The 21186-nt window shown below is 34.4% G+C and carries 18 protein-coding genes, 1 tRNA gene and 1 riboswitch; of the genes, 8 read left to right on the forward strand and 11 right to left on the reverse strand.

All coding sequences use genetic code 11. From position 1 onward, the window contains the following. Nucleotides 1–61 precede the first annotated feature (61 nt). The 3 genes from HSACCH_RS12770 to HSACCH_RS12780 form a co-directional block, all read right to left on the reverse strand. Complete coding sequence (locus HSACCH_RS12770) at nucleotides 62–994, reverse strand: ArsR/SmtB family transcription factor (RefSeq protein WP_005490349.1); 933 nt, start codon at nucleotides 992–994, stop codon at nucleotides 62–64. Between the two features lie 117 nt (nucleotides 995–1111). After that, on the reverse strand, nucleotides 1112–2362 hold the full coding sequence (locus tag HSACCH_RS12775; protein WP_005490350.1) for a nickel-dependent lactate racemase family protein: 1251 nt from the start codon (nucleotides 2360–2362) through the stop codon (nucleotides 1112–1114). A 76-nt stretch (nucleotides 2363–2438) separates the two neighbouring features. Next, the gene (locus HSACCH_RS12780; RefSeq protein ID WP_005490351.1) at nucleotides 2439–3689 is read right to left on the reverse strand and encodes an adenosylhomocysteinase; all 1251 of its coding nucleotides are present in this window, start codon (nucleotides 3687–3689) and stop codon (nucleotides 2439–2441) included. Nucleotides 3690–4241: 552 nt separating this feature from the next. Here HSACCH_RS12780 and HSACCH_RS13640 point away from each other — a divergent pair. From HSACCH_RS13640 to HSACCH_RS12795, 3 genes are read left to right on the forward strand one after another with little or no spacing between them, the layout of a single operon-like run. Continuing rightward, nucleotides 4242–4799 (forward strand): LytTR family DNA-binding domain-containing protein, encoded by a 558-nt coding sequence (locus HSACCH_RS13640; RefSeq protein ID WP_005490352.1) that lies wholly within the window; start codon nucleotides 4242–4244, stop codon nucleotides 4797–4799. Nucleotides 4800–4809: 10 nt separating this feature from the next. Further along, entirely contained in the window at nucleotides 4810–5232 is a 423-nt protein-coding gene (locus HSACCH_RS12790; protein WP_005490353.1) for a hypothetical protein, read from the forward strand. A 1-nt stretch (nucleotide 5233) separates the two neighbouring features. After that, on the forward strand, nucleotides 5234–6196 hold the full coding sequence (locus HSACCH_RS12795) for an alpha/beta hydrolase (protein WP_005490354.1): 963 nt from the start codon (nucleotides 5234–5236) through the stop codon (nucleotides 6194–6196). Nucleotides 6197–6200: 4 nt separating this feature from the next. On the opposite strand, the gene HSACCH_RS12800 is transcribed toward HSACCH_RS12795, so the two are convergent. Together HSACCH_RS12800 and HSACCH_RS12805 are read right to left on the reverse strand one after the other, a co-directional pair. Further along, a complete protein-coding gene (locus HSACCH_RS12800) occupies nucleotides 6201–7640 on the reverse strand; it encodes a bifunctional metallophosphatase/5'-nucleotidase (protein WP_005490355.1) in 1440 nt (479 codons plus the stop codon). 97 nt (nucleotides 7641–7737) lie between these two features. Further along, nucleotides 7738–8472: a sulfite exporter TauE/SafE family protein gene (locus HSACCH_RS12805; protein ID WP_200858899.1), complete on the reverse strand. Its 735-nt coding sequence runs from the start codon at nucleotides 8470–8472 to the stop codon at nucleotides 7738–7740. Between the two features lie 279 nt (nucleotides 8473–8751). Here HSACCH_RS12805 and HSACCH_RS12810 point away from each other — a divergent pair, with 279 nt between their 5' ends. The 3 genes from HSACCH_RS12810 (at nucleotide 8752) to HSACCH_RS12820 (ending at nucleotide 12486) form a co-directional block, all read left to right on the forward strand. After that, on the forward strand, nucleotides 8752–10014 hold the full coding sequence (locus HSACCH_RS12810) for an APC family permease (protein WP_005490357.1): 1263 nt from the start codon (nucleotides 8752–8754) through the stop codon (nucleotides 10012–10014). A gap of 96 nt (nucleotides 10015–10110) precedes the next feature. Then, complete coding sequence (locus HSACCH_RS12815) at nucleotides 10111–11811, forward strand: SulP family inorganic anion transporter (protein WP_005490358.1); 1701 nt, start codon at nucleotides 10111–10113, stop codon at nucleotides 11809–11811. Between the two features lie 156 nt (nucleotides 11812–11967). Then, complete coding sequence (locus tag HSACCH_RS12820; RefSeq protein ID WP_005490363.1) at nucleotides 11968–12486, forward strand: TlpA family protein disulfide reductase; 519 nt, start codon at nucleotides 11968–11970, stop codon at nucleotides 12484–12486. A gap of 98 nt (nucleotides 12487–12584) precedes the next feature. Here the strand turns inward: HSACCH_RS12820 and HSACCH_RS12825 are convergent, their stop codons facing one another. The 5 genes from HSACCH_RS12825 to HSACCH_RS12845 form a co-directional block, all read right to left on the reverse strand. Next, complete coding sequence (locus HSACCH_RS12825; protein WP_005490364.1) at nucleotides 12585–13898, reverse strand: NCS2 family permease; 1314 nt, start codon at nucleotides 13896–13898, stop codon at nucleotides 12585–12587. Nucleotides 13899–14169: 271 nt separating this feature from the next. Next, a riboswitch (purine riboswitch) is annotated at nucleotides 14170–14269 on the reverse strand. 173 nt (nucleotides 14270–14442) lie between these two features. Next, complete coding sequence (gene ade / locus HSACCH_RS12830; protein ID WP_005490365.1) at nucleotides 14443–16194, reverse strand: adenine deaminase; 1752 nt, start codon at nucleotides 16192–16194, stop codon at nucleotides 14443–14445. A gap of 195 nt (nucleotides 16195–16389) precedes the next feature. Beyond that, nucleotides 16390–16803: an OsmC family protein gene (locus tag HSACCH_RS12835; protein ID WP_005490366.1), complete on the reverse strand. Its 414-nt coding sequence runs from the start codon at nucleotides 16801–16803 to the stop codon at nucleotides 16390–16392. Between the two features lie 81 nt (nucleotides 16804–16884). Then, entirely contained in the window at nucleotides 16885–17286 is a 402-nt protein-coding gene (locus HSACCH_RS12840; protein WP_005490367.1) for a DUF134 domain-containing protein, read from the reverse strand. 82 nt (nucleotides 17287–17368) lie between these two features. After that, complete coding sequence (locus HSACCH_RS12845) at nucleotides 17369–18715, reverse strand: FAD-dependent oxidoreductase (RefSeq protein WP_005490368.1); 1347 nt, start codon at nucleotides 18713–18715, stop codon at nucleotides 17369–17371. A 437-nt stretch (nucleotides 18716–19152) separates the two neighbouring features. Between HSACCH_RS12845 and HSACCH_RS12850 the strand changes: the two genes are divergently transcribed. Together HSACCH_RS12850 and HSACCH_RS12855 are read left to right on the forward strand one after the other, a co-directional pair. Further along, nucleotides 19153–19228: transfer RNA gene (locus HSACCH_RS12850), tRNA-Glu, on the forward strand. A gap of 163 nt (nucleotides 19229–19391) precedes the next feature. Further along, on the forward strand, nucleotides 19392–20291 hold the full coding sequence (locus HSACCH_RS12855; protein ID WP_005490369.1) for an acetamidase/formamidase family protein: 900 nt from the start codon (nucleotides 19392–19394) through the stop codon (nucleotides 20289–20291). Nucleotides 20292–20355: 64 nt separating this feature from the next. Here HSACCH_RS12855 and HSACCH_RS12860 read toward each other — a convergent pair whose 3' ends face one another. Continuing rightward, nucleotides 20356–21174 carry a lipopolysaccharide kinase InaA family protein gene (locus tag HSACCH_RS12860; RefSeq protein WP_005490370.1) on the reverse strand — a complete coding sequence of 273 codons (819 nt, stop codon included), beginning with the start codon at nucleotides 21172–21174 and terminating at the stop codon, nucleotides 20356–20358. Nucleotides 21175–21186 lie beyond the last annotated feature (12 nt).

Here is a 21186-nt window from a genome sequence, read left to right on the forward strand (position 1 = left end):
CTATATTCTTCACCTGTTCTAAAATTCCTGCATTTATTTTAAATTTTTTTGATTTATTTTATTAATCATTAAACTTATATCTGTATCTAAGCATAATATCCTGTCTATAATTACCAAATTTACGACCAAATAGATTAACTCCACCAACATTGCGGGCATCATCTTTTACACCAATTTTAACATCGATAAAATCTTCTTTTTCAATATTGAGATCAGCTAAAGTAATATCCGAAATCTGATTACCATCAATAAAAGAACCTTCATTTGTAACCTGCCAAATTTTTAGTAAACCATGTTGAGTCTGATCAAAATACCACCAGTCAGGATTTAAAATACCTCTTTTCTCACCAAAATCACCAGGAGAAGTCCAGACCCCAATTTCAACTCCATTAATCCAGATCGAAATATCAGAAGGCCAGTCCTCATTATAATCAGAAGTTTCTGAGCAGATTTCCATACTTAGTTCCAATTTAGTTGCCTGAGAATTCTTAGGTAAATTATTAGGGAACACATATTTTACATAACCACTGCCAAACCAAAGTATTTGGGCGTGTATATGTTCAGGATTTAAAAATGATTTTACATCATCTAGTTCACCAATAACTGCTTTTTCTGAAGCCAAACCGCAGGTTGGATTCACTGAAAAATCCTTATAATTACCAATCGGCATTGAGGTTTCAATTAGATTTTTATCTTTTAACTCTCTATTTCCCGGCAGATTAATTAGTATCTTATCATAATTTAAACTACATATCTTTTGCGAACCATGATTACCAGGTTTATATTCAGTTTCAATCAGGCCGGCATTTTCCAGTTTTTTTATATTTACAGTCACTGAAGAGGCCGGCATATTTATAAATTCAGAAATCTGATTTAAATTCATATCTTCATTCTGTAATACTTCTATAATCTTCATCCTAGATTCGGAACCTAAAGCCTTTAAAACATCAATAATCTGTTCTTCATCTTTCAACTCCATTATATTACCCTTCATTTTCAATACCCCCATTTTGCTTTGTTTTTACTGTCTTTATTTTAACAATTGTTAAAGCAAAAAGCAATTATTAAAAATGATAGGCTGTTCCCACATGATTAATCCAATTTTAAAATTTTATTCTATCACCGGCACTGTTAAACTTCCTTGGGGCAGAATATAGGTTGAATAATCAGCTCCATATTTTTCTTCCAGATAATCTACTGCTTCTTGAATAGAATTCATTTTTTTAGCGAAAATGTTTTCTGTCTGTTCACGGCTCAAACTGGAAATCAATATAATTTCTTTTTCGGCCGCTACTTTAGAAATAGCAAAGGCTTTATGACCACCTATTAAAAATTTCTTTTTGATTCGCTCAATATTAGCCTCAGGTTTTTGGGCCTCATCCATCCATTTTTTAAAACGTTCTTCGCCATAACCTTCCGAGCATTCTGCTACCCAGATGATTGTACCACCCTTTTTGACAGCATGATCAGCATGGTCTAAAGCTTTTTGCGCCTGATAAATATTTATGTCTCTGGGAAAACCACCTGAACTAACAATAGCTGCCTCAGCCTTTTTAGCAAGCGGCAGCTGATACATCGCTGCTGATTCAGAAATCCCAGCTTCCCAGGCCTCCAGATAATCACCTGCACAAACTTTAACTATTTCTCTGCTGCTGTTGGTGACTACATTGAGAATAAAATCTAATCCAACTTTTTCTGCTGCTTCAAACATCTCCTGACTGATTGGATTATTCTCAAGTGCTGGTTTTTCTGAAGTCACTTCAACCATCATTGCATGGTTATTTTCAATACTATCTCTGCCAGCTATTCCGGGCAAAATAGACTTTCTACCCCCGGAAAATCCAGCCATATAATGAGGGAGTATTACTCCTGTTGCAATTAAAAAATCAGCCTCTACTGCTTTTTTATTTATTTTAAGCTGATTGCCTGTACTAAGTTCACCTAAATCAAGCAGATCCTGATCATAATCATGATGAATGAAATTATATTCAGCATCAATTTCCGGACCAAACATTTCTCTATTCTGCTCAGCTGAATGGGGACTATGCACTCCAGTTGCAACTATAAAAGTGACCTGTTCTTTTTTAATCCCAGCCTCAGCAATAGTTTTAAGCAGTGGCGGCAGCATATAATTATATGGAGTATAGCGAGTTACATCATTAACTATAATTACCAGATCATTGATTTCCTCTGCTGCTAAAAGTTCTGACAGAGGCTTTGTCCCAGTTGGCTCGCTCAGAGACTTTTCTACTGCTTTTAAAGGATCATTTAAACCTTCTTTTTCATTTGCTTTTAATACATTAAGGACTCTACTACTATTTATCTTAAACTCTAAGGTTTTTCTTCCGTATTTTAATTCCATTTCTACTCGACTACTCCTTGCTTTTTTGTGAATTAATTATTTATAACCAGGTACCTATATAAAAGTACTATATATTTTAATCAGTCCAGCTGTTGATATAAGCTTCCTGTTCTTCTGTCAACTGATCAATTTCTATATCTAAAGATTTTAATTTATATTCTGCTACCATATTATCTATATCATCAGGTATATTATAGACCTGAGCATCTAAATTTTGATTATGATTTAAATAAAGCAGTGAAGCTAATTGTAAAGCGAAGGTCATATCCATAATTTCTGCTGGATGGCCATCTCCCGCTGCCAGATTAACCAGTCTTCCATCCGCTAAAAGATAAAGTTTGCGACCATCTGCCATTTCAAATTTCCTAATGTTGGCTCTAGCTTCACTGACCTCTATAGCCAGTCTATTTAAAGCAGGCTTGGACACTTCTACATCAAAATGACCAGCATTAGCCATAATTGCTCCATCTTTCATCACTTTTAAATCTTCTGCATCAATAACATCCTTACAGCCTGTTACTGTAATAAAGAAATCCCCTTTTTGAGCTGCTTCCCGCATTGGCATAACCTCAAAACCATCCATCCAGGCTTCACTTGCTTTAACTGGATCAATTTCAGTTACTATTACTCTTGCTCCCAGTCCCTTTGCTCTCATGGCTACACCTTTACCACACCAGCCATAACCTGCCACAACTGCAGTCTTACCGGCAACAACAAGATTGGTTGTTCTCATTATTCCATCCCAGACTGATTGTCCGGTACCATAGCGGTTATCAAAAAGAGACTTACATTTTGCATCATTAACTGCCATCATTGGAAAGGCTAAAGTCCCATCACCTTCCATTGCTTCCAGACGGTGAATTCCAGTTGTTGTTTCTTCGGCTCCACCTATAATATTTTCCAGCAAATCTCTTCTTTCTTTATGAAGGGTTTCAACCATATCGCCTCCATCATCAATAATCAAATCTGGTTCAATATTTAAAACCTTATTTAAATGCTCTTTGTATTCTTCAGGTGTTGAATCATACCAGCTGTGAACCATCACTCCATGAGCTGCTAAACCTGCTGCTACATCATCCTGAGTTGAAAGCGGATTACTGCCAGCAATAGCAACATCTGCTCCCAGCTGACTGATAACATAAGCCATATAGGCAGTTTTAGCTTCTAGATGAAGACAAATTGCCACTTTTTTACCTGCTAAAGGCTGTGCAGCCTGATGCTCTTTTAAAATCTCATTTAAAATATCCATCTTATCTGCTACCCATTGAATTTTCTGCCATCCCTTTTCTGCTAGTTCGGGCTTTCTAAGTGTTGATTTAGTAACCATAATTTTTCCTCCCTATTATATTTTATAATCTAATAGCAATATTTTTTAAAAAATCAATGCCATAAACTAATGCTACTATCAAAATAATTATCCGAATTTTCCTCTTATTTATATTTTATCATAGATTTAAACAATGAAAAGAAAAATTATCTAAACTACATATTCATTTATGCTTTCTTCCAGAATACTCTGGCAGTATCAGTTTTTACGACCGAATTTTTGGGAACCTGACTGATCACTAGAATAGAGTAGAATAAGTTGTCTTAATTCATTTTGCCCCTCACAGAATACGACTTAAACTGTCAGAACTGCGGCTTAGCTAAAATCTATTTTCTAAAATCAAAAAGTATGCTATTCTATTTTTAACAGCGAAAAAGGAGTGAGAGCAAATGATAAAACAACCAACAACAGGCATATACAGCTTCCAGCCCGGCCAAAAATTATTTTAATTAATTACTTTGCTTTAGAGGAGAATTATTAATATAATTAAGTTAATGTGAAAATTTTTCGAATATAAATCTAGAGTAAATAGAAAATCTGGAGGCAAATAATATGAAAGTAAAATTGATCTGTTCTAATACATACCAGCTTTTATTAAAAGATTTTCTGGAATCCAGAGATTTTCAAATTTCCGAGCAGGCAGAATTCTCTCTGGTGGAAAAAGGTGAGGAAATCCCCAAAGATGGAATAAGTATTGTCTTTAACTCCCATAAAATTGATCAGCTGATTTCCTTTTTGGAAAATAAGCTATTAAATGAGAAACCCCGAGAAGAAAAATCAATGCAGGATCATTTAATCGGGCAGCTGGATGAGAACTATGAAATTGTAAATTATAAGGATATTATACTTTTTGAAGCCCAGAACAGCATCATCTATGCCAGAGCAAATAATAAAAAATACAGAGTTAAAGAAAAATTATATCAGCTGGAAGAAGAACTGGCTGCTGAAGGTTTTGTCAGGATAAACAAATCGGAGATAGTTAATATTCTGCATATCAAGGAAATTGTGCCCTGGTTTAACGGCCGCCTGCTGCTTAAACTTGATAATAAAAGGGAAGTTGAAGTTTCACGCAGCTATGCCGGTGATTTTAAAGACTTTTTAGGTTTATAAGGAGGTAATAATGGAAAAATTTAAAGAATATATTTATAATCTGCTGCCTTCGGGGTTAATTGGAGTTGTGATTGCCTTTTTTGAACATCTATTTCTGAATCCAGACAGTAATCTAATTGAATCAATTTTAATTTATTTTGTTTTTGGAGCTGTAATTGGAACTGTGAGTGAGCTTGCAGTTTCCTGGACAATCTATAAGACATCTTCAAAACGGTTGACCTACCTGACTGTAATGCTTGCAGATGGAGTGTCAGTATTTTTACTCTTAATGCTGCTCGGTACTCATCAGGCATATGGATGGATGGCAGTTTTCAATATTATTTTAATTACAGAAGTCCTGGCTTTATCTATCGCCTATTTTAGCAATCAGAAATATAAGAATTTTAATCAGAGTTTAGAGTCAAAAAAAGAAAACATAAAAGGGAGAGAGTAAATTGAAAAAAGTTTTAAAAAGAATATTAATCATTATCCCCATAATCTTAATTGCCCTAGTTTCATTTGTAGTTTTAAGCAGTTATTTTGAACACAGAAATTTAATTGCTGAAGAAAAGGAAAAGTACCCAGCTCCAGGTGAAATGGTAGAAGTAGCTGGAACAAATCTTCATGTCTATGCAGAAGGTCAGGGAGATCAAACACTGGTCTTGATGTCCGGTCTGGGAACAAGTTCTCCCTATTATGATTTCAAGGTTCTTTTTGAAAAATTATCAGATGATTATCGAATTGTGGTTGTCGAAAGGGCCGGCTATGGCTGGAGTGAAATAACTTCTGCTGACAGAGATTTAAAAACTTTACTTAAAGAAACCAGAACAGCTCTAGAAATGGCAGGAGAAAAAGGACCCTATGTCTTATTTCCTCACTCTTTAGCAGGTCTGGAAGCTATCTACTGGGCCAATCTTTATCCAGAAGAAATAACAGCGATTATCGGTCTGGATCCTCTTGTTCCCGGTTATATTGAGAAAACAGAAGAAAAACCATCTTTATCGCCATTAATTACTGTCCTGACCCGAACTGGCCTGGTCCGAAATCAGCCTGATGTTTTTGATAATAATTTTGAAGCAGTCAAAAAAGATCTCTTAACAGAAAAAGAAGCTGAAATTGCCAGGACAATATTTTACCGTCGTGTTCAGACCAAAAACATGTGGGAAGAAGTGGATATGGTAACTGCTAATTCCAAAACAGTTTCTGAACAGGGAAAACCCGAAATCCCCTTTTCTGCTTTTATTTCCAGTCAAAATGAAGAAGAATACTGGCAGGATAGTATAAATAATTATGTAAAAGCTACTAATGGTAAGTCATTTATTTTAGATGCTGAGCATTATATTCACCTTGATTATCCCGAGTTGATTGCAGAAAAGAGTAAAGAAATTATTGAAAAAACCGCCCCGGAGGACGGTTAAGCTTCTAAACTGCCACAATTGTGTTTCTTAATTTAGGTTCAACTTTCTTTACTTTCTTTAAATATCTTTCCAGATTTTCTATAGCATTAATATCAAGTTTTTCCCGCTCTTTTCCATATTCTGCTCTTACTCCCTGGCTTGTCACAAAAGCAACATCATAAACTCGATCAAATTCTACCTCTTTACCCTGTACAAATAATTTTTGAATTCTTTCTCCGGCCGGATTTTCAATTTTAAAATAGAGATTGATACCGGCTGAGCGTTTAACATAACCTCCCATCTGCTGATAGGGATCAGCGGCAAATGTTCTCTCTAAATTAACTTCCATCATCTCCCAGAGTTCTTTTCCACTTAATTTAACAGTTGAAACTGGTGGATTAACCGGTATAATGTTCCAGAGGTCATTGCGGGTGATCGGTCCCGGTATAATTGGAGCTCCGTATCTCCAGCCATTTGAAAAAGCCATTTCTGCTCCGGTTAAATCCAGCAGTGAATCCAGCAAAAAATTATCCATTGTTGATTCCAGCACCATATTGCGGTTGAGAGCAATCTCCGTAAAGCCCAAAACCTCTTCCAGTTTTTTTCGGTGGGGTTTCATAACTTTTTCTACTTCTGCTTTAACTTCTCGATCTTCCTTAATACTCTCCTCAACAGTAATCAGCTGATGTTTAAAGTCTACTACCTTCTTATTTTCCAACTTTAAATCTAGCCGACCCACAAATGAACCATGGCAGCCTGATTGAATAATTATTGTATCATTAAAAACAGCTGGTTTATGGACTCGATTATGTGTGTGCCCACTTAAAAGCACATCGATTCCATCTACCTCTTCTGCTAGTTTAATCTCCTGGGGAAAGCCAAGATGTGATAAAACAACAATCAGATCAACATCTTTTTCTTTTAATTCAGCTATATAATTAGGTAGTTCTTCATTTCCCAGAGTTAAATATATTCCTTCACTAAACCAGTCCGGCATCACCTTATCAATAATCGTGGCTGCAACCCCAATTACCCCGACCTTTAAATCACCATATTTTTTAATTAAATAGGGGTCAAATACTAAATTATTACTTTCTTCATCATAGAGATTGATCGCCAGCATCGGATAATTTAGCTCTTCTGTTATTTCCATAAAGTTTTCCGAACCATAGCCAAATTCCCAGTGCGCAGTCATTCCTTCAAATCCCATCTTATTTAAAATAGGAATCATGGATCGGCCCTTAGATTTGACAGCCTGATAAGTCCCGTGGATTGTATCTCCATTATCAAGGGCCATTGTTCTCCCATTTGTTTCTGCTTTGATCTCTTTAATCAAGGAACGGATCCGCGCATAACCTCCTGCCTTCCTATATTCTGCTCGATCACCATCCCAGAATAATTCCTGATGGTTTTCCAGATAAGAGTGAGTGTCATTAATCTGTAGTAAAGTAAAATCTTTAGCCATTATAATTACCTCCTCTTAATTTTTTAATCTAAGATGATTACTGTCAGTCCATTATTTCTGGTCTTTAAATCTGTATGCTAATCTCCTTGAATTATAATTATGCTGTTAAAAGCAAAGTTAAGGCATTAATGCTGAGCATTATTAAAACAAACCAGCTGAATATTTTTTCAGGAATGTGATTATAAATTTTAATTCCCAGCCAGGAGCCTAAAAACAGAGCCGGCATTACTATCAGAGCCTCCAGAAAGAGAGGCATAGTAAATGAACCAGCAACTAATACAGCCAGTAAGCGATAGAGCATCAGAGTCCCAAAGAAAGCTGTAAAAATCGACTTCATATGTTTACTTTCCCAAAAACCAGCAACCACCATAAAAGTTCCATAAATAATCATTGGTGGCCCAGGAATAGCTACAGCTCCCCCAAATATACCTGCTATAAAACCTGCAGCCACTGCACTTTTCCAGCCTGGATTCAGATCCTGTTTTTTTAACCAATCTCGAAAAAAATCCAGTCTTTTAAAAAGTGTAATTAAAACTACTGCTAATAGTAAAGTAATCCCAATTGCAATTCTAAACTGCGATTTACTGAAGGCACTAAAAACATAAATCCCGAGAGGCATTCCAAAAGCCAGACCAATAACCGGAAACAGCCAATCCTTAACCACAAAGTTATCGCGTACACTCCACCAGACTCTAAAATTACTAACAACAGCAATTAAACTGAAAATAATTGAAGCCGAGGTAGGACTTCTAAATAATGGCATCAAGCCCATTGAAACTTGTGCCACTCCAAATCCTGCTATTCCGTGAACTAAAGTCCCAAGTGTAATCACCAGAAAAGTTAAGGATGTTTCAATTAAGTTAAAAATATAATCTCCCCCTTAATTTTAAGCTGCATGATAGTAGCTTTTTCAATAGGATTCTAAGCTATATTTAAAATAAGCTGAATGTTGTAAATTATCTGTTAATATACTATAATAATTATATCTTTAATAATTATTAAAAGTCAATAATAGGATAAATGTCAGAACTAAAATTATAATTTTGTAAAATTGACTCCAAATTATTTTAAAACAGAAACTGATTTTAATTTAACGAGGGGGTAATAAAAAATGAGTAAGAAAAAAATGGGTTTAAATGAAACCTGGAGTATGGCAGTTGGAGGAATGGTCGGTGGAGGTATTTTTTCAGTCTTAGGAGTTATTATTGCTACCGCAGGTAATATGGCCTGGTTGAGTTTTTTTATTGCCGGCTTAATTGCCCTAGCAACAGGTATTAGCTATTCAAATCTAACAAATAAATTTGAAGAGGGTGGAGGAGCATTCACATATATTAAAGATATTAACCATCAAGGCCTGGCAGGTGGGCTTTCCTGGCTTTTGATAATTGGCTATATCTTAACTCTTTCAGTTTATGCTTTTACTTTTGGTCAATATTTAGAAAAGTTATTAAATTTTGGCCCCTGGTTTCCCCGTTTGATTTCTATCTCAATCATTCTCATTTTTATGTACCTTAATCTTCGCGGTGTAAGTGATGCCTCGCAGCTGGAAGTGTTTATAGTCTGGGCAAAATTAGCTATTTTAGTGGGCATCGCCTCCCTAGGCTTGTGGCAGTTTGATCTGCAGATCTTTAACAGCGGTCATTTGAAATCTGCAGGCACATTTGCCAATGCAATTGTCGGTGCCTCAACTATTTTTATGGCCTATGAAGGCTTTCAGCTGATAACTTATGATTATGAAGATATTAAAGATGCTGACAGCACAATTCGAAAAGCAGAAATACTGGCAGTTATTTCTGTAATATTTATCTACATATTGGTTACTCTGGGTACTATTAATCTAGTCAGCTATCAGACAATTATCGAAGAAAAAGAAGTTGTGCTGGCAATTGCAGGAGAAAACATTTTGGGAACAGCCGGTCTGATCATCGCTTCCATTGCTGCTTTATTTTCAACCGGTTCTGCAATTAACTCTACCCTATTTGCAACTTCGAGACTGGCAATTAAAGTAGCAAATGATGGAGAGTTACCTTCTTTTCTGGCTCATAAAAATGATTCTGGCCTCCCAGATCGCTCAATTTATGTTATCGGTGGCACAGGAGCTCTCCTGGCAGCATTCGGTAATTTAGCTTCTCTGGTTGAAGCTGCAAGTTTTATCTTTTTAGTTACCTTTTCCGTGGTAAATTTTATTGCCTTTAAAGAAATTAAAGAAAATAAAACGGTCTCCTTTCTGGGAGGGTTGGGAGCATCTATCTCTTCCATTTTACTATTTATTCGCTTTCTGAATCGGGACCTTAAAATAATTATCGCCCTAGCTGTTTTGTTATTCCTGGCAACTATAGGAAGAAATCTGATTTATAGAATTAAATCTCAATAGTGATTTCAGAGTATTTATAAGAACCAATATTATCAACTTAAAATAAAATATTTAATTTTTTCTGGCTATCCTATACAAAAAGGAAAGTGAATAATTATGATTGAAATAGCAGATATTAAAGATTCAGCCTTTTATAAAACAATAGAAAATTATAATTTTTCTAAATTAAAAAGTGATTTAATTGCCGGTCTCTCAGTAGCTGCTCTTTCGCTTCCTCAGAACATGGCTTATGCCTTAATTATCGGAGTAGATCCTGTTTATGGTATTTATGCTACAATTGTATCAATGATATTATTCACGTTTGTGGGGGTTTCCAATTTTATGATTGTTGGACCCACCAATATAATGGCAATGTCTTTAGTGGTCAGTTTAAATAATGTTAGTGACGAAAATTACCTGGCAGCATTATTTTTATTAACTTTTATGGTAGGTTTTTTTCAACTAATATTTTCTTTTTTGAAATTTGGTAAATTTGTTAACTATATTTCTCACTCTTTAATAGTCGGCTTAAGCACAGGCGCAGTAGTAATGATCGCCGTTAGCCAGTTTAAAAACTTTGTAGGAATTGAAGGAGAAACCGGGGCTACAATTTTTAGCAACTTATATGTGTTAATCACAAATCTTGATTTAATTAATCCGCTAACGGTGATGACTGGAACTATTACTATTTTAACAATCCTTTTTTTACAGAAGTTGAATTCCAAACTTCCAGCTTATCTGATAGCATTAATTTTATCAGGCCTTATAGTTTATTTCTTTAAGCTGAAAAACCAAATTGCAGTGGTCGGTCAATTACCAACAAGAATAATCAATTTTGAAATAATTAGTTTTCAATGGAAATTAATTTATCAGCTATCATCAAAGGCTTTTTCAATAGCGATTATTGGTCTGATCCAGACTCTTGCGGTTGTAAAATCAATTTCTCTGGAAACAGATGAAGAAATCGATATGAATAGAGAATTTATGGGGCAGGGGCTAATAAATACTGTCGGCTCCTTTTTCAATTCTTTTGCAGTTTCAGCATCTTTCGCAAAATCATATACCAACATCCAGGTAGGAGCTAAAAGTAGATTTTCTCAATTTATTGCCGCTATCTCAGTTATTATTATTCTGCTTAGCTTTAAAAGATTTATCTCATATATCCCTATTGCAGGCCTGGCCGGACTTGTGATTGTTGTTGCCATTAAATCTGTTGATCTGCAGTCAATAAACCAGAATTTAAAAACCACCAGAGGCGATGCAGTTATTTTTCTACTCACCTTTCTTGCCACTATTATGCTGCCTAACCTGGAATCAGCAATCTATATTGGGTTAATTGTATCTTTTGTAGTAGTTTTAAAGAAAAATGAAGAAGTTAATTTGAGTATCTTAGATTATGAAGATCCAAATAAAAATCAGATTAACGAGAATCATATTGAATCAATCAAAGACAAAAAAACAGATGAAAACTATATAATTATCAATATCAGTGGAGATCTTCATTTTATTTCATCTGAGAACTTGAAAGAAAAACTGGATAATTACTACCGCGATCAAAAAGATTATATACTGCGTTTAAGAGATATTGAAAGAATGGATATTACAGTAATTCGAGAGATTGAAAGTTTTATTAAAAAAGTACATTCAGGTGGTAATACTGTGTTTTTATCTGGTTTAAACTCTAAAAATTATGAGAGATTGAAAGACTATGGTCTTCTAAATAAAATTAAGAAAGAGAATCTTTATTTCTCAACTGATAGACTATTTGAAGCAACCAAAAAAGCTCATGATAATGCTGTTGAAAGAAATGAAAAATAATAAAATAACCGATTGCTGCTGTTCAGATTCAATAATTTATTAATTTTTATTTTATTTTTTTAAGATATATCTTATCTAAAAAACTGGAAATTTGAGTGTTTTACTTATATAATATATATTAAGTAAATAATTTGAATTTAAATGGAGGGAAAAACGATGAAGAAAAAAGTTTCGATATTTTTAATAGCTGCCCTGCTTGTTAGTGGACTTTCATTTTTCTATCTTCAGAATACAGCAACTAAGGTTGCCGCTGAAGTAGGTACAGAAATAGGTATGCAGGCTCCTGGTTTCAGCTTGGTTAATATGAACAATCAAGAAGTTAGCTTAAGTGATTACCGCGGCAAAAAAGTTTTTCTTAATTTCTGGGCCAGCTGGTGTCCTCCCTGCAGAGAAGAAATGCCTGATATGCAAAAACTGCACGAAGAATATGGAAATGAAATTGCTGTTTTAGCAGTTAATATTGGTGAATCAAAGTCTACAGTTGCTAATTTTATGATGCAGAACAAACTCAATTTACCTGTACTTTTAGATCTTAACAAAAGTATTGCCCAGAATTATTTAGTAAGAGCAATTCCAACTACTTATATTCTAGATAAAGATGGAATTATTATAGAAAAAACTTTTGGAGCTTTAAGCTATCAGAGCATGCTTGATCTTGGTGGAATAGAAAAATAACTAAAAATAAGATAAGCAAAAAATAATATAAATAATTTAAAAGCAGGCTCTCAATAATCTGAGGACCTGCTTTTTTTATTTAAAATATTAATTTCTTATTAATGAACAACAAAATAAAATACGAATACTACTCCTAATAAATATACTAACCAGTGAACATCTTTACCCTTACCAGTAAAAAGCTTAACTATTGGATAAACAATAAACCCAAGCGCAATACCATTAGAAATTGAATAAGTTAAAGGCATAGCAATCATCGCTACAAAGGCTGGTAGGATCTCTGTAAAATCATCCCAATCTAATTTTGTAATATTTGTCATCATCATTGTCCCAACAATTATTAAAGCAGGTGCTGTTGCTGCTCCTGGAACTATCCCAATTAAAGGTTTAAAGAATAATGATAAGAAAAAGAGTATAGAAACAACCACACCTGTCAATCCTGTACGACCACCTTCTGCTACTCCAGAAGCTGATTCAACATAAGTAGTTACTGTACTTGTACCAAATAAAGCACCACCAGTAGTACCAATAGCATCTGCAAGCAGAGCTTTACTCGCTTTTGGAAGATCTCCATTCTCATCTATGTATCCAGCCTGCTGACTAACTCCAACCAGAGTTCCAGCTGTATCAAACATATCTACAAAAAGGAAAGAAAGTATAACTCCAAACATTCCTACATTTAAAGCTGAACCAATATCAAGCTGAAATAATACGCCTGACCAATCTGACATTCTTGGCATTGCAACTATTCCATTAAAAGCAGGTGTAACCCCATTAATCCAACCAAAAGCTGTAGAAGCTAAAATACCCCAAAGCAGAGCACCCTTTACTTTTTTAGCATGTAAAATACCCGTGATTATAAGTCCAACCAAAGCAACCAGACCCGGTCCTTCTAAAACACTACCCATAGCAACTAAAGTAGCATCATTATTTACTACTATCCCAGCATTTTGCAGACCGATAAAAGCAATAAATAAACCAATACCTGTACTAATACCTGTTTTTAAAGCCATTGGAATACTGTTAACTATCATTTCTCTAACTGGTGTTACACTTAAAATAATAAATACAATACCTTCTAAAAATATAATTCCCAGTGCTGTCTGCCAGCTAACTCCCATTCCAATAACTACTGAATAAGCAAAAAATGCATTAAGCCCCATTCCAGATGCAAGAGCAAACGGATAATTACTTAATAATGCCATCGCCATTGTACCTAATATTGCACCCATGATAGTAGCAATAAATACTCCATCAAAAGGCATTCCGGCATCACTTAAGATTGCAGGGTTTACAAAAATAATATAAGCCATTGTCATAAAGGTTGTAAATCCAGCAATTACCTCCGTCTTCACATCTGTATTATTTTCCTGCAGTTTAAATAAATTTTCTAAACTTCCATTATTACTCATTAAATTAATACCCTCCTAATTTTTATATGAAATAACTTAAAAAACAAAAAGCTTATCATTTTTTTATTAGACTAAATAGAAAAACCCGAGAAAATAGACTATCCCCAACTACGAGGAATCTATCTTCTCGGGTTAATATGCCCGTTAAGATAAAACATGAACTACATGTATAAATCAGCTTTAAAAATCGAAGGTATAATAATTATAGCTTCCTTTAGATTATCCAACAAATAAAAATTAATGAAGTTTTGCTGTGAATAATTTAGTATAACAGCTAATTTACTTCCCTCATAGTTGTCAGTTATCGGCTGACACTAGAGACTTGTGAACCATATCATCACAATTATATGAGGTCTATTTAATTTTTTTATAAAATCTTTAAAAATAATGATCTAACTTTATTTCCATATATTATTATAGATAAAGTTAAGCCGCTTGTCAATAAAGTTTTAGAAGTCAGACAGCAGAATTACTTTTCTTGGCTTAAATAAATATTTATTTAAGACAAAAATTGATATCAGGCTGCTGTCTTAACTTAAGCGCTTTATTCAATAACTAACTCTACATTTTCAAATTTATTAACATCAAAGAGGCCGCTATCCGTTAATTTTAACTTTGGGATAACAGTTAAAGCCATAAAAGAAAGAGTCATAAATGGCCCATCACGATTAACCCCCAGATTGTTTGCAAGTTCCCTCATTTTATTTAGACGACTGGCCACTTCTTTGACAGGTTTAAGCGCCATTAAACCCGCTACTGGTAGAGCTAAAGTTTCTTCAACTATACCATCAACAACTATTGCCAATCCTCCCTGCATTTTTTCAATCTCTCTAACAGCAAGTTCCATATCTTTAGCAGCTAATCCAGCCACTATAATATTATGTGCATCATGGCCAATTGAAGTTGCCACAGCCCCACGCCTCAAACCAAAATTACGAAGTAGACCAAGACCAACATTTCCTGTCCTATAATGTCTTTCTACTACAGCCAATTTAACCAGGTTATGACCGATTAACTCGATTGAAAGTGGCTCAGTCTTATATTCGGATTCTGTCTGATAAAATGATTCTCCGGTTACTACTTGCTCCTTTATTAATTCTATAACTCTATATTTCTTAGCAGGCGGTAGTTTAAAGTCTTTTTCAGAAATATTTCCTATTTTAACTGAATTGAATATTTTCTCTTCAATTTCTTTACTCGAAAAATTATCTTGGGTTAAAGAAATCTGGTCATCTATTGATTTTAAAAGAGTTCCATTTTCAGCTACAAGTTTTCCATCCTTATATACCTTTTCAACTTCAAAGTTCCTTAAATTGTCAAGCACCAAAAGATCTGCTCGATAACCGGGAGCAACAGCACCCAGTTTTTTAATACCTAAAGCTTCAGCCGCATTAATAGTTGCCATTTTAATAGCTCGCAAAGGTGAAAGTCCATATTGAACTGCTTTCCTTACAGCAAAATCTATCTGCCCCTCATCAATTAAATCACCAGGATGCCTATCATCCGTAGCAAATAAAAAGCGTGAAGAATTACTGCTGTTAACTGCAGGCAGCAAACTGACTAAATCTCTGGTAACTGACCCTTCTCTAATCATAATATACATTCCTTTAGAAATTTTTTCTAAAGCCTCAGCTGCTGTTGTTGCTTCATGATCAGCTGCAATACCTGCCAGCAAATAAGCATTTAAATCCTTGCCTAAAAGACCAGGTGCATGTCCATCTTTAAATAATTCTGCTGCCATTTCAATTTTACTCCAGATTTCTGATTCACCATTGATCACAGCTGGATAATTCATTACTTCGCCCAGACCAAAAATACCTTCTTCTCCAATTAAAGTCTTTAAGTCTGCCGCCTTAAGTTCTGCACCGGAATGCTCAAATTCTGAAGCTGGCACACAGGAAGGAAGCATCAAATTAAAATTCCAGGCCTGTGCTTTTCCAGCCTGAAGCAAATATTTAATACCTGTCAAACCTGCTACATTAGCAATCTCATGGGGGTCAGCAACAATGGTTGTAGTTCCTTTTGGAATAACTGCTCGAGCAAAATGATCAACATTTGTCATTGAAGATTCAAGATGAAGATGGGCATCAATTAAGCCCGGAATTACTATTTTACCGGATAAGTCAATTTCTTCTTCTGCCTGATAATCACCAACTCCAATAATAATACCATCTGCAACTGCTATGTCGCTTTCCATAAGACGCTCATTAAATACGTCAACATAGATTGCATTTTTAAATACTTTATCTGCCTTCTCAATTCCCCGGGCCTGTTTTAATAATTTCTTTTTCAGCATAGCTACCCCCTATCTAAAGTGCTGACAGTCAGTTTGACTTTTTAGCAAATAAATTGCGGTCATAACTTTTATTTGTTATTTTATATATTCAAGATATTTAAAATTAGTCCTGCTTGAACTAATGTTAAAAAAAGCATCCGATTCCTCGGATGCTTGATAATCTATCTATCTGCTTTTAGTTTATCAGTAATTTCCTTAATCACTGTGCTCAATTTGATAACTGGAAGTGATTTCAGCGTTAAGAGAACTGCTGGCAGAGCAGTACTTTTCTTCCGAAAGATTAATTGCTCTTTCTACTTTCCGCTCATCCAATTTTTTACCTTTAAATTTATATTTAATATGAATTTTGGTAAAACGTTTGGGAGCTTCTTCTGCTCTTTCTGCATCAACTTCCATTTCGAAATCTTCTAGTTCCGTTTTCATTTTCTTTAAAATCAAAACTACATCAATACCGGTACAACCTGCTAAACCACTAAGCAGTAATTCCATAGGCCGGGGTCCGTTATTGTGACCACCACTTTTTTCTGCTGCATCAGCTATTAGATCATGGCCTGATGGAAGATGGTTATTAAATTCTAAATCTCCCTGCCAATCTACATTAATTTTCATTATGTTCCCCCTTTGTCTTTTCAAAAGAACAACAAACTAATAATTTAAATTCAAATATAATAAAAGTTAATTAATTTTAACTTACTCTTTATCATCGCAGTCTGAACAAGGTTCTGTTCTCCTTCTTTCACCATGTCTGTGGGCTCTACCTCGTCTCATCTTTTTCCCACATTCAGGACAGTGTCCAGGTCTTACCAATCTATAATCTCCACCTTCAAATTTAATAGCTTTACCGCAGGTTAAAGCCTCTGCTGCCTTTTTTCTGGCTGAAGTTAATACCCGCTGAAAAGTGGGGCGAGACACATTCATTATTTCTGCCGCTTCAGCTTGAGTTAAACCTTCAACATCTTTTAGACGCAGAGCTTCTACCTCTTCCATAGTCATCTCTACTGTTTCCAGCTGATGTCCTGGAACTCCTGCAGGTTTAAATAATCTAATTTCAGGTAATTTTTCTATAATTCTATCTTTTGTTGGACGGGCCATAGTTTTCACTCCTGTTACAAATATTAAAGTATAGTAAAACACTTTATATTCATTATAACAGATTAGTTAACAAAGAACAAAATTATAATTTTTTCTCAGCTACCATACCTAAAATAGCTACTGCATCTTTAGGACCTGAATAAGGTGGTGCATAAGCAAGATCTACCTGGAAAAGCTCATCTGCTGTCATCCGGTTATAGATTGCTGTTGCTAAAACATCGATTCTCTTATCTGATCCATCTCCACCAACAACCTCTGCCCCTAAAATAACTCCATTTTCCTTATCAAAAATTCCTCTTAAATGAATGTCATCTGTTCCTGGGTAATAACTTGCATGATTATGAGCCTTTATTTTAACTACAGCAGCATCTGTTCCTTCTGCTTCTGCTTCTTCTAGGGTTAGACCGGTTCTGGCAACAGTTAAATCAAAAACTTTAGTAATTCCTGTCTTTAAAATTCCATAATGACTTGCATCTCCACCAGCTGCATTTTCTCCTGCTGTTCTTCCCTGTTTATTAGCTGTAGATCCAAGAGGTAGCCAGATATCTTTATTTCTCAATAGATCAGTTGTTTCAGCACAATCACCAGCAGAATAGACGTCTTTAAGATTAGTTTCCAACTTTTCATTTACTTTTATTGCCCCTGTTTCACCAATTTCAACTCCAGCTTCTTCGGCCAGTTTAGAGTTAGCTTTAATTCCAATTGACAGCAGTGCTAAATCTGCTTCTACTTCTTTACCCGAGCCAGTTACAACCTTTTCTACTTCCTCTTGGCCTTCAAAGTGATCTACTCCATCTCCAAGAATCAAGTTGACACCTTTTTCTTTTAAGTGTTCTTCAACAATTGCAGCCATTTCTTTACTAAATGGTGGTAATACCTGATCCTGAAGCTCGATTACTGTAACTTCCATTCCTAATTCTCTAAAGGATTCGGCCATTTCTAAACCAATTAAACCTGCCCCAATAATTACTGCTTGATTAACATCATCTCGCTTGACAGCATCTTTAATTTTGTCAGCACTTTCGACAGACCTTAGAGTGAAAATATTTTCTAAATCCAAACCTTCAAATGGAGGTTTGATTGGTAAAGCGCCAGTAGCAATAATTAATTTATCAAATTTATATTCCCCTTCTTCCCCATTTTTTAAGTTCTTATAAGTAAGATTCTTATCTTCACTATTAATTTTTGTGACTTCATGTTCTAAAAGAACCTCAACATTATATTTTTCTTTGAAATCCTGGGCGGTATTCATCACAACATTATAGCGGGAAGGAGTAACTCCTGAAATATAATAAGGAAGGCCACAGCCAGCATAAGAAATATCTCTACCTTTTTCAAAAATTACTATTTCTGCATCTTTGTTCGTTCTCCGAGCTTTAGCGGCTGCACTTGTCCCTGCTGCAACAGCACCGATAATTGCAATTTTCATTTTAAATTCCTCCTGTTAAAAGTTTTAAAAATAGCTTTTATTTTTTTACTAATTCAAAAAAATTACTATTAACTGTAACTTCTGAAGTCTAACACATTAATTTTACCTTTTTTATTTTATAAAAACAGTAAAAATGCCAACACATAAAACCTTAGTTTGTGACAAAGTCATCATATTCTCTATTCAATAAGCTCAAAAAATCTTGCCCTATCTATAATATTCTAGATTTCTTATTTACTTCCTTGTCTTAAAATTAATTATTGTGATGAATTAAAAATTTATAAAAATTTTAAACTTTTATTATTTGCTATCATTGCTACGTTGACAAAGATAATAGAGCGAAAATTTTAAATTATATTTCTTTATAAAATTTCTTGACCTAATCTTAATCTTGTGCTATTATATTTATTGCAGTCGCAAAAACTGCATAAAAATTTGCCCTCATCGTCTAGGGGTCCAGGACACCAGGTTTTCATCCTGGCGGCAGGGGTTCGAATCCCCTTGAGGGTACCATTTTTGATATTAAGGCAGCCAATAGGCTGTCTTTTTTTTATGTCTTAAGATTTTCTGACATATCATAGGATTTATGTTATAATTCATTGTAAATATTCTTAAATTTAACTTTTCTTATTCTAAAATACTATTTGTTTATCAAAAAAACTTCAGGAGGGTTAGAATGAAAATATCATCAGAAATTTTTGTTTACTCAATGTCTGCCCATAATCAGGCTGCTGCCAGCTGTCAACCGGGCGAGACAGTTATCTTTGAAACTCAAGATTGTTTTAGTAATCAAATCCAAAGTGAAGAAGTTCTTTTTGAATCAACTGACTGGGATACCATTAATCCAGCTACTGGCCCCTTAAAAGTGGAAGGTGCTGAAATTGGTGATACTCTAAAAGTAGAAATTAAAAAGATTGAATTAAATAATCAGGGGGTAATGGTTACAACTTCTGAAGAAAGTTATCTGGAAGAATTTATCACTGAATCAAAAACTAAAATACTACCAATTAAAAACAATAAAGTTATTTTTAATGATAAAATAAATTTTGATTTAAAACCAATGATTGGAGTAATCGGTACTTCACCGGGAGAAGATAAAAAAGCTGTCTCTTGTGGTACACCAGCCTCTCACGGAGGTAATATGGATACAAAGGTTATAATGGCAGGAACTACTCTTTATCTGCCAGTTAAAGTTCCAGGAGCTATGCTGGCAATGGGAGATCTGCATGCAGCGATGGGCGATGGAGAAGTTGGAGTAACTGGAGTTGAAGCGGCTGGAGAAGTAACAGTTAAAGTTGATCTAGTTAAAAACAAAGATTTAAGTGATCCACTGCTGGAAACTGAGGCTGCCTTTTATACAATTGCATCTGGCACTGATGTTGACGCTGCTGTTAAAAAAGCCAGCAATAATATGTTTAGATTTTTAAAAGAAAGACTAGATTTACATAATAATGAAATTTCAATGCTAATGAGTATTATCTGCGATCTGCAGATCAGTCAAGTAGTTGATCCTCAAAAAACAGCTCGAATGAGGGTCGATAAAGAAGCTTTAAAAGAATATGATTTAAAATATTAATCTAAAAATTTACAGGCTGATTTATTTGTAAAAGATCAAAAAGACTAACTCTTTTATATTTGAGTTAGTCTTTTTTTATACCTAAAAACTTTCTTATTTTATTTTTAGCATTAACAAATCTTCTTCTTTTTTGACGAGCTTCACTAACTTCCTTTTTATAATACTTCCATTTTCCTGGCGAATAATTTTTAAAGAAAATTTTCTTTTCCTGATCAGTAAATTTTAATCTTTTAAGATCATCTATTTTTTCTTTTTCAGAAAGATTGTCCTTAACCCGACCTCGATTTAAATCTATATAATATAATTTAGCTTTAGTTTCAAAATCTTTAACTAAAATATTTCCTGCATGCAGGTCATTATGAACAATATTTGCCTGATGCATGCGCTTGACTTCTTTACCTAACTGAGGCATTATTTCTTTAATTTTATATCTTTCAGGATGTTTAAAATCTTTAGCAATATCAAGCAAATTAAAATCATAATCAACATAATCAGTTATATAATAGCTGAAAATAAGTTCCTTTGTTTTACCTCGTTTTTCGATAACGGCTAAGGGCGCCGGCGTTTTAAGCCCTATTTTCTGCAGAGCTCTTGCAATCTTTAGTGACCGCTCTGCTTTAGATGGCAGCATTCGGAAACGAAGTTGATCATAGGTTTTCTTTAGATGAAACTCTTTAACTGCAATTTCTTTTTGGAGTATTGGATCAGCAATTTTAGTAATCGTATTTCTTTTATCATACAAAACTTTTGTATTTTCAATATCCTTATCATCACAAAATTTATCTAAAAATGAATTAACCCAATTTGAATCCAGATCACTGCGAACTGTAATCGTAATTTCATTTTTTTTGTAAGTTATAAAAGAATTGTTTTTTAAATTCATTGTATTCTCATC

It is taken from the genome of Halanaerobium saccharolyticum subsp. saccharolyticum DSM 6643 (assembly GCF_000350165.1).
Taxonomy (GTDB): Bacteria; Bacillota; Halanaerobiia; order Halanaerobiales; family Halanaerobiaceae; genus Halanaerobium; species Halanaerobium saccharolyticum.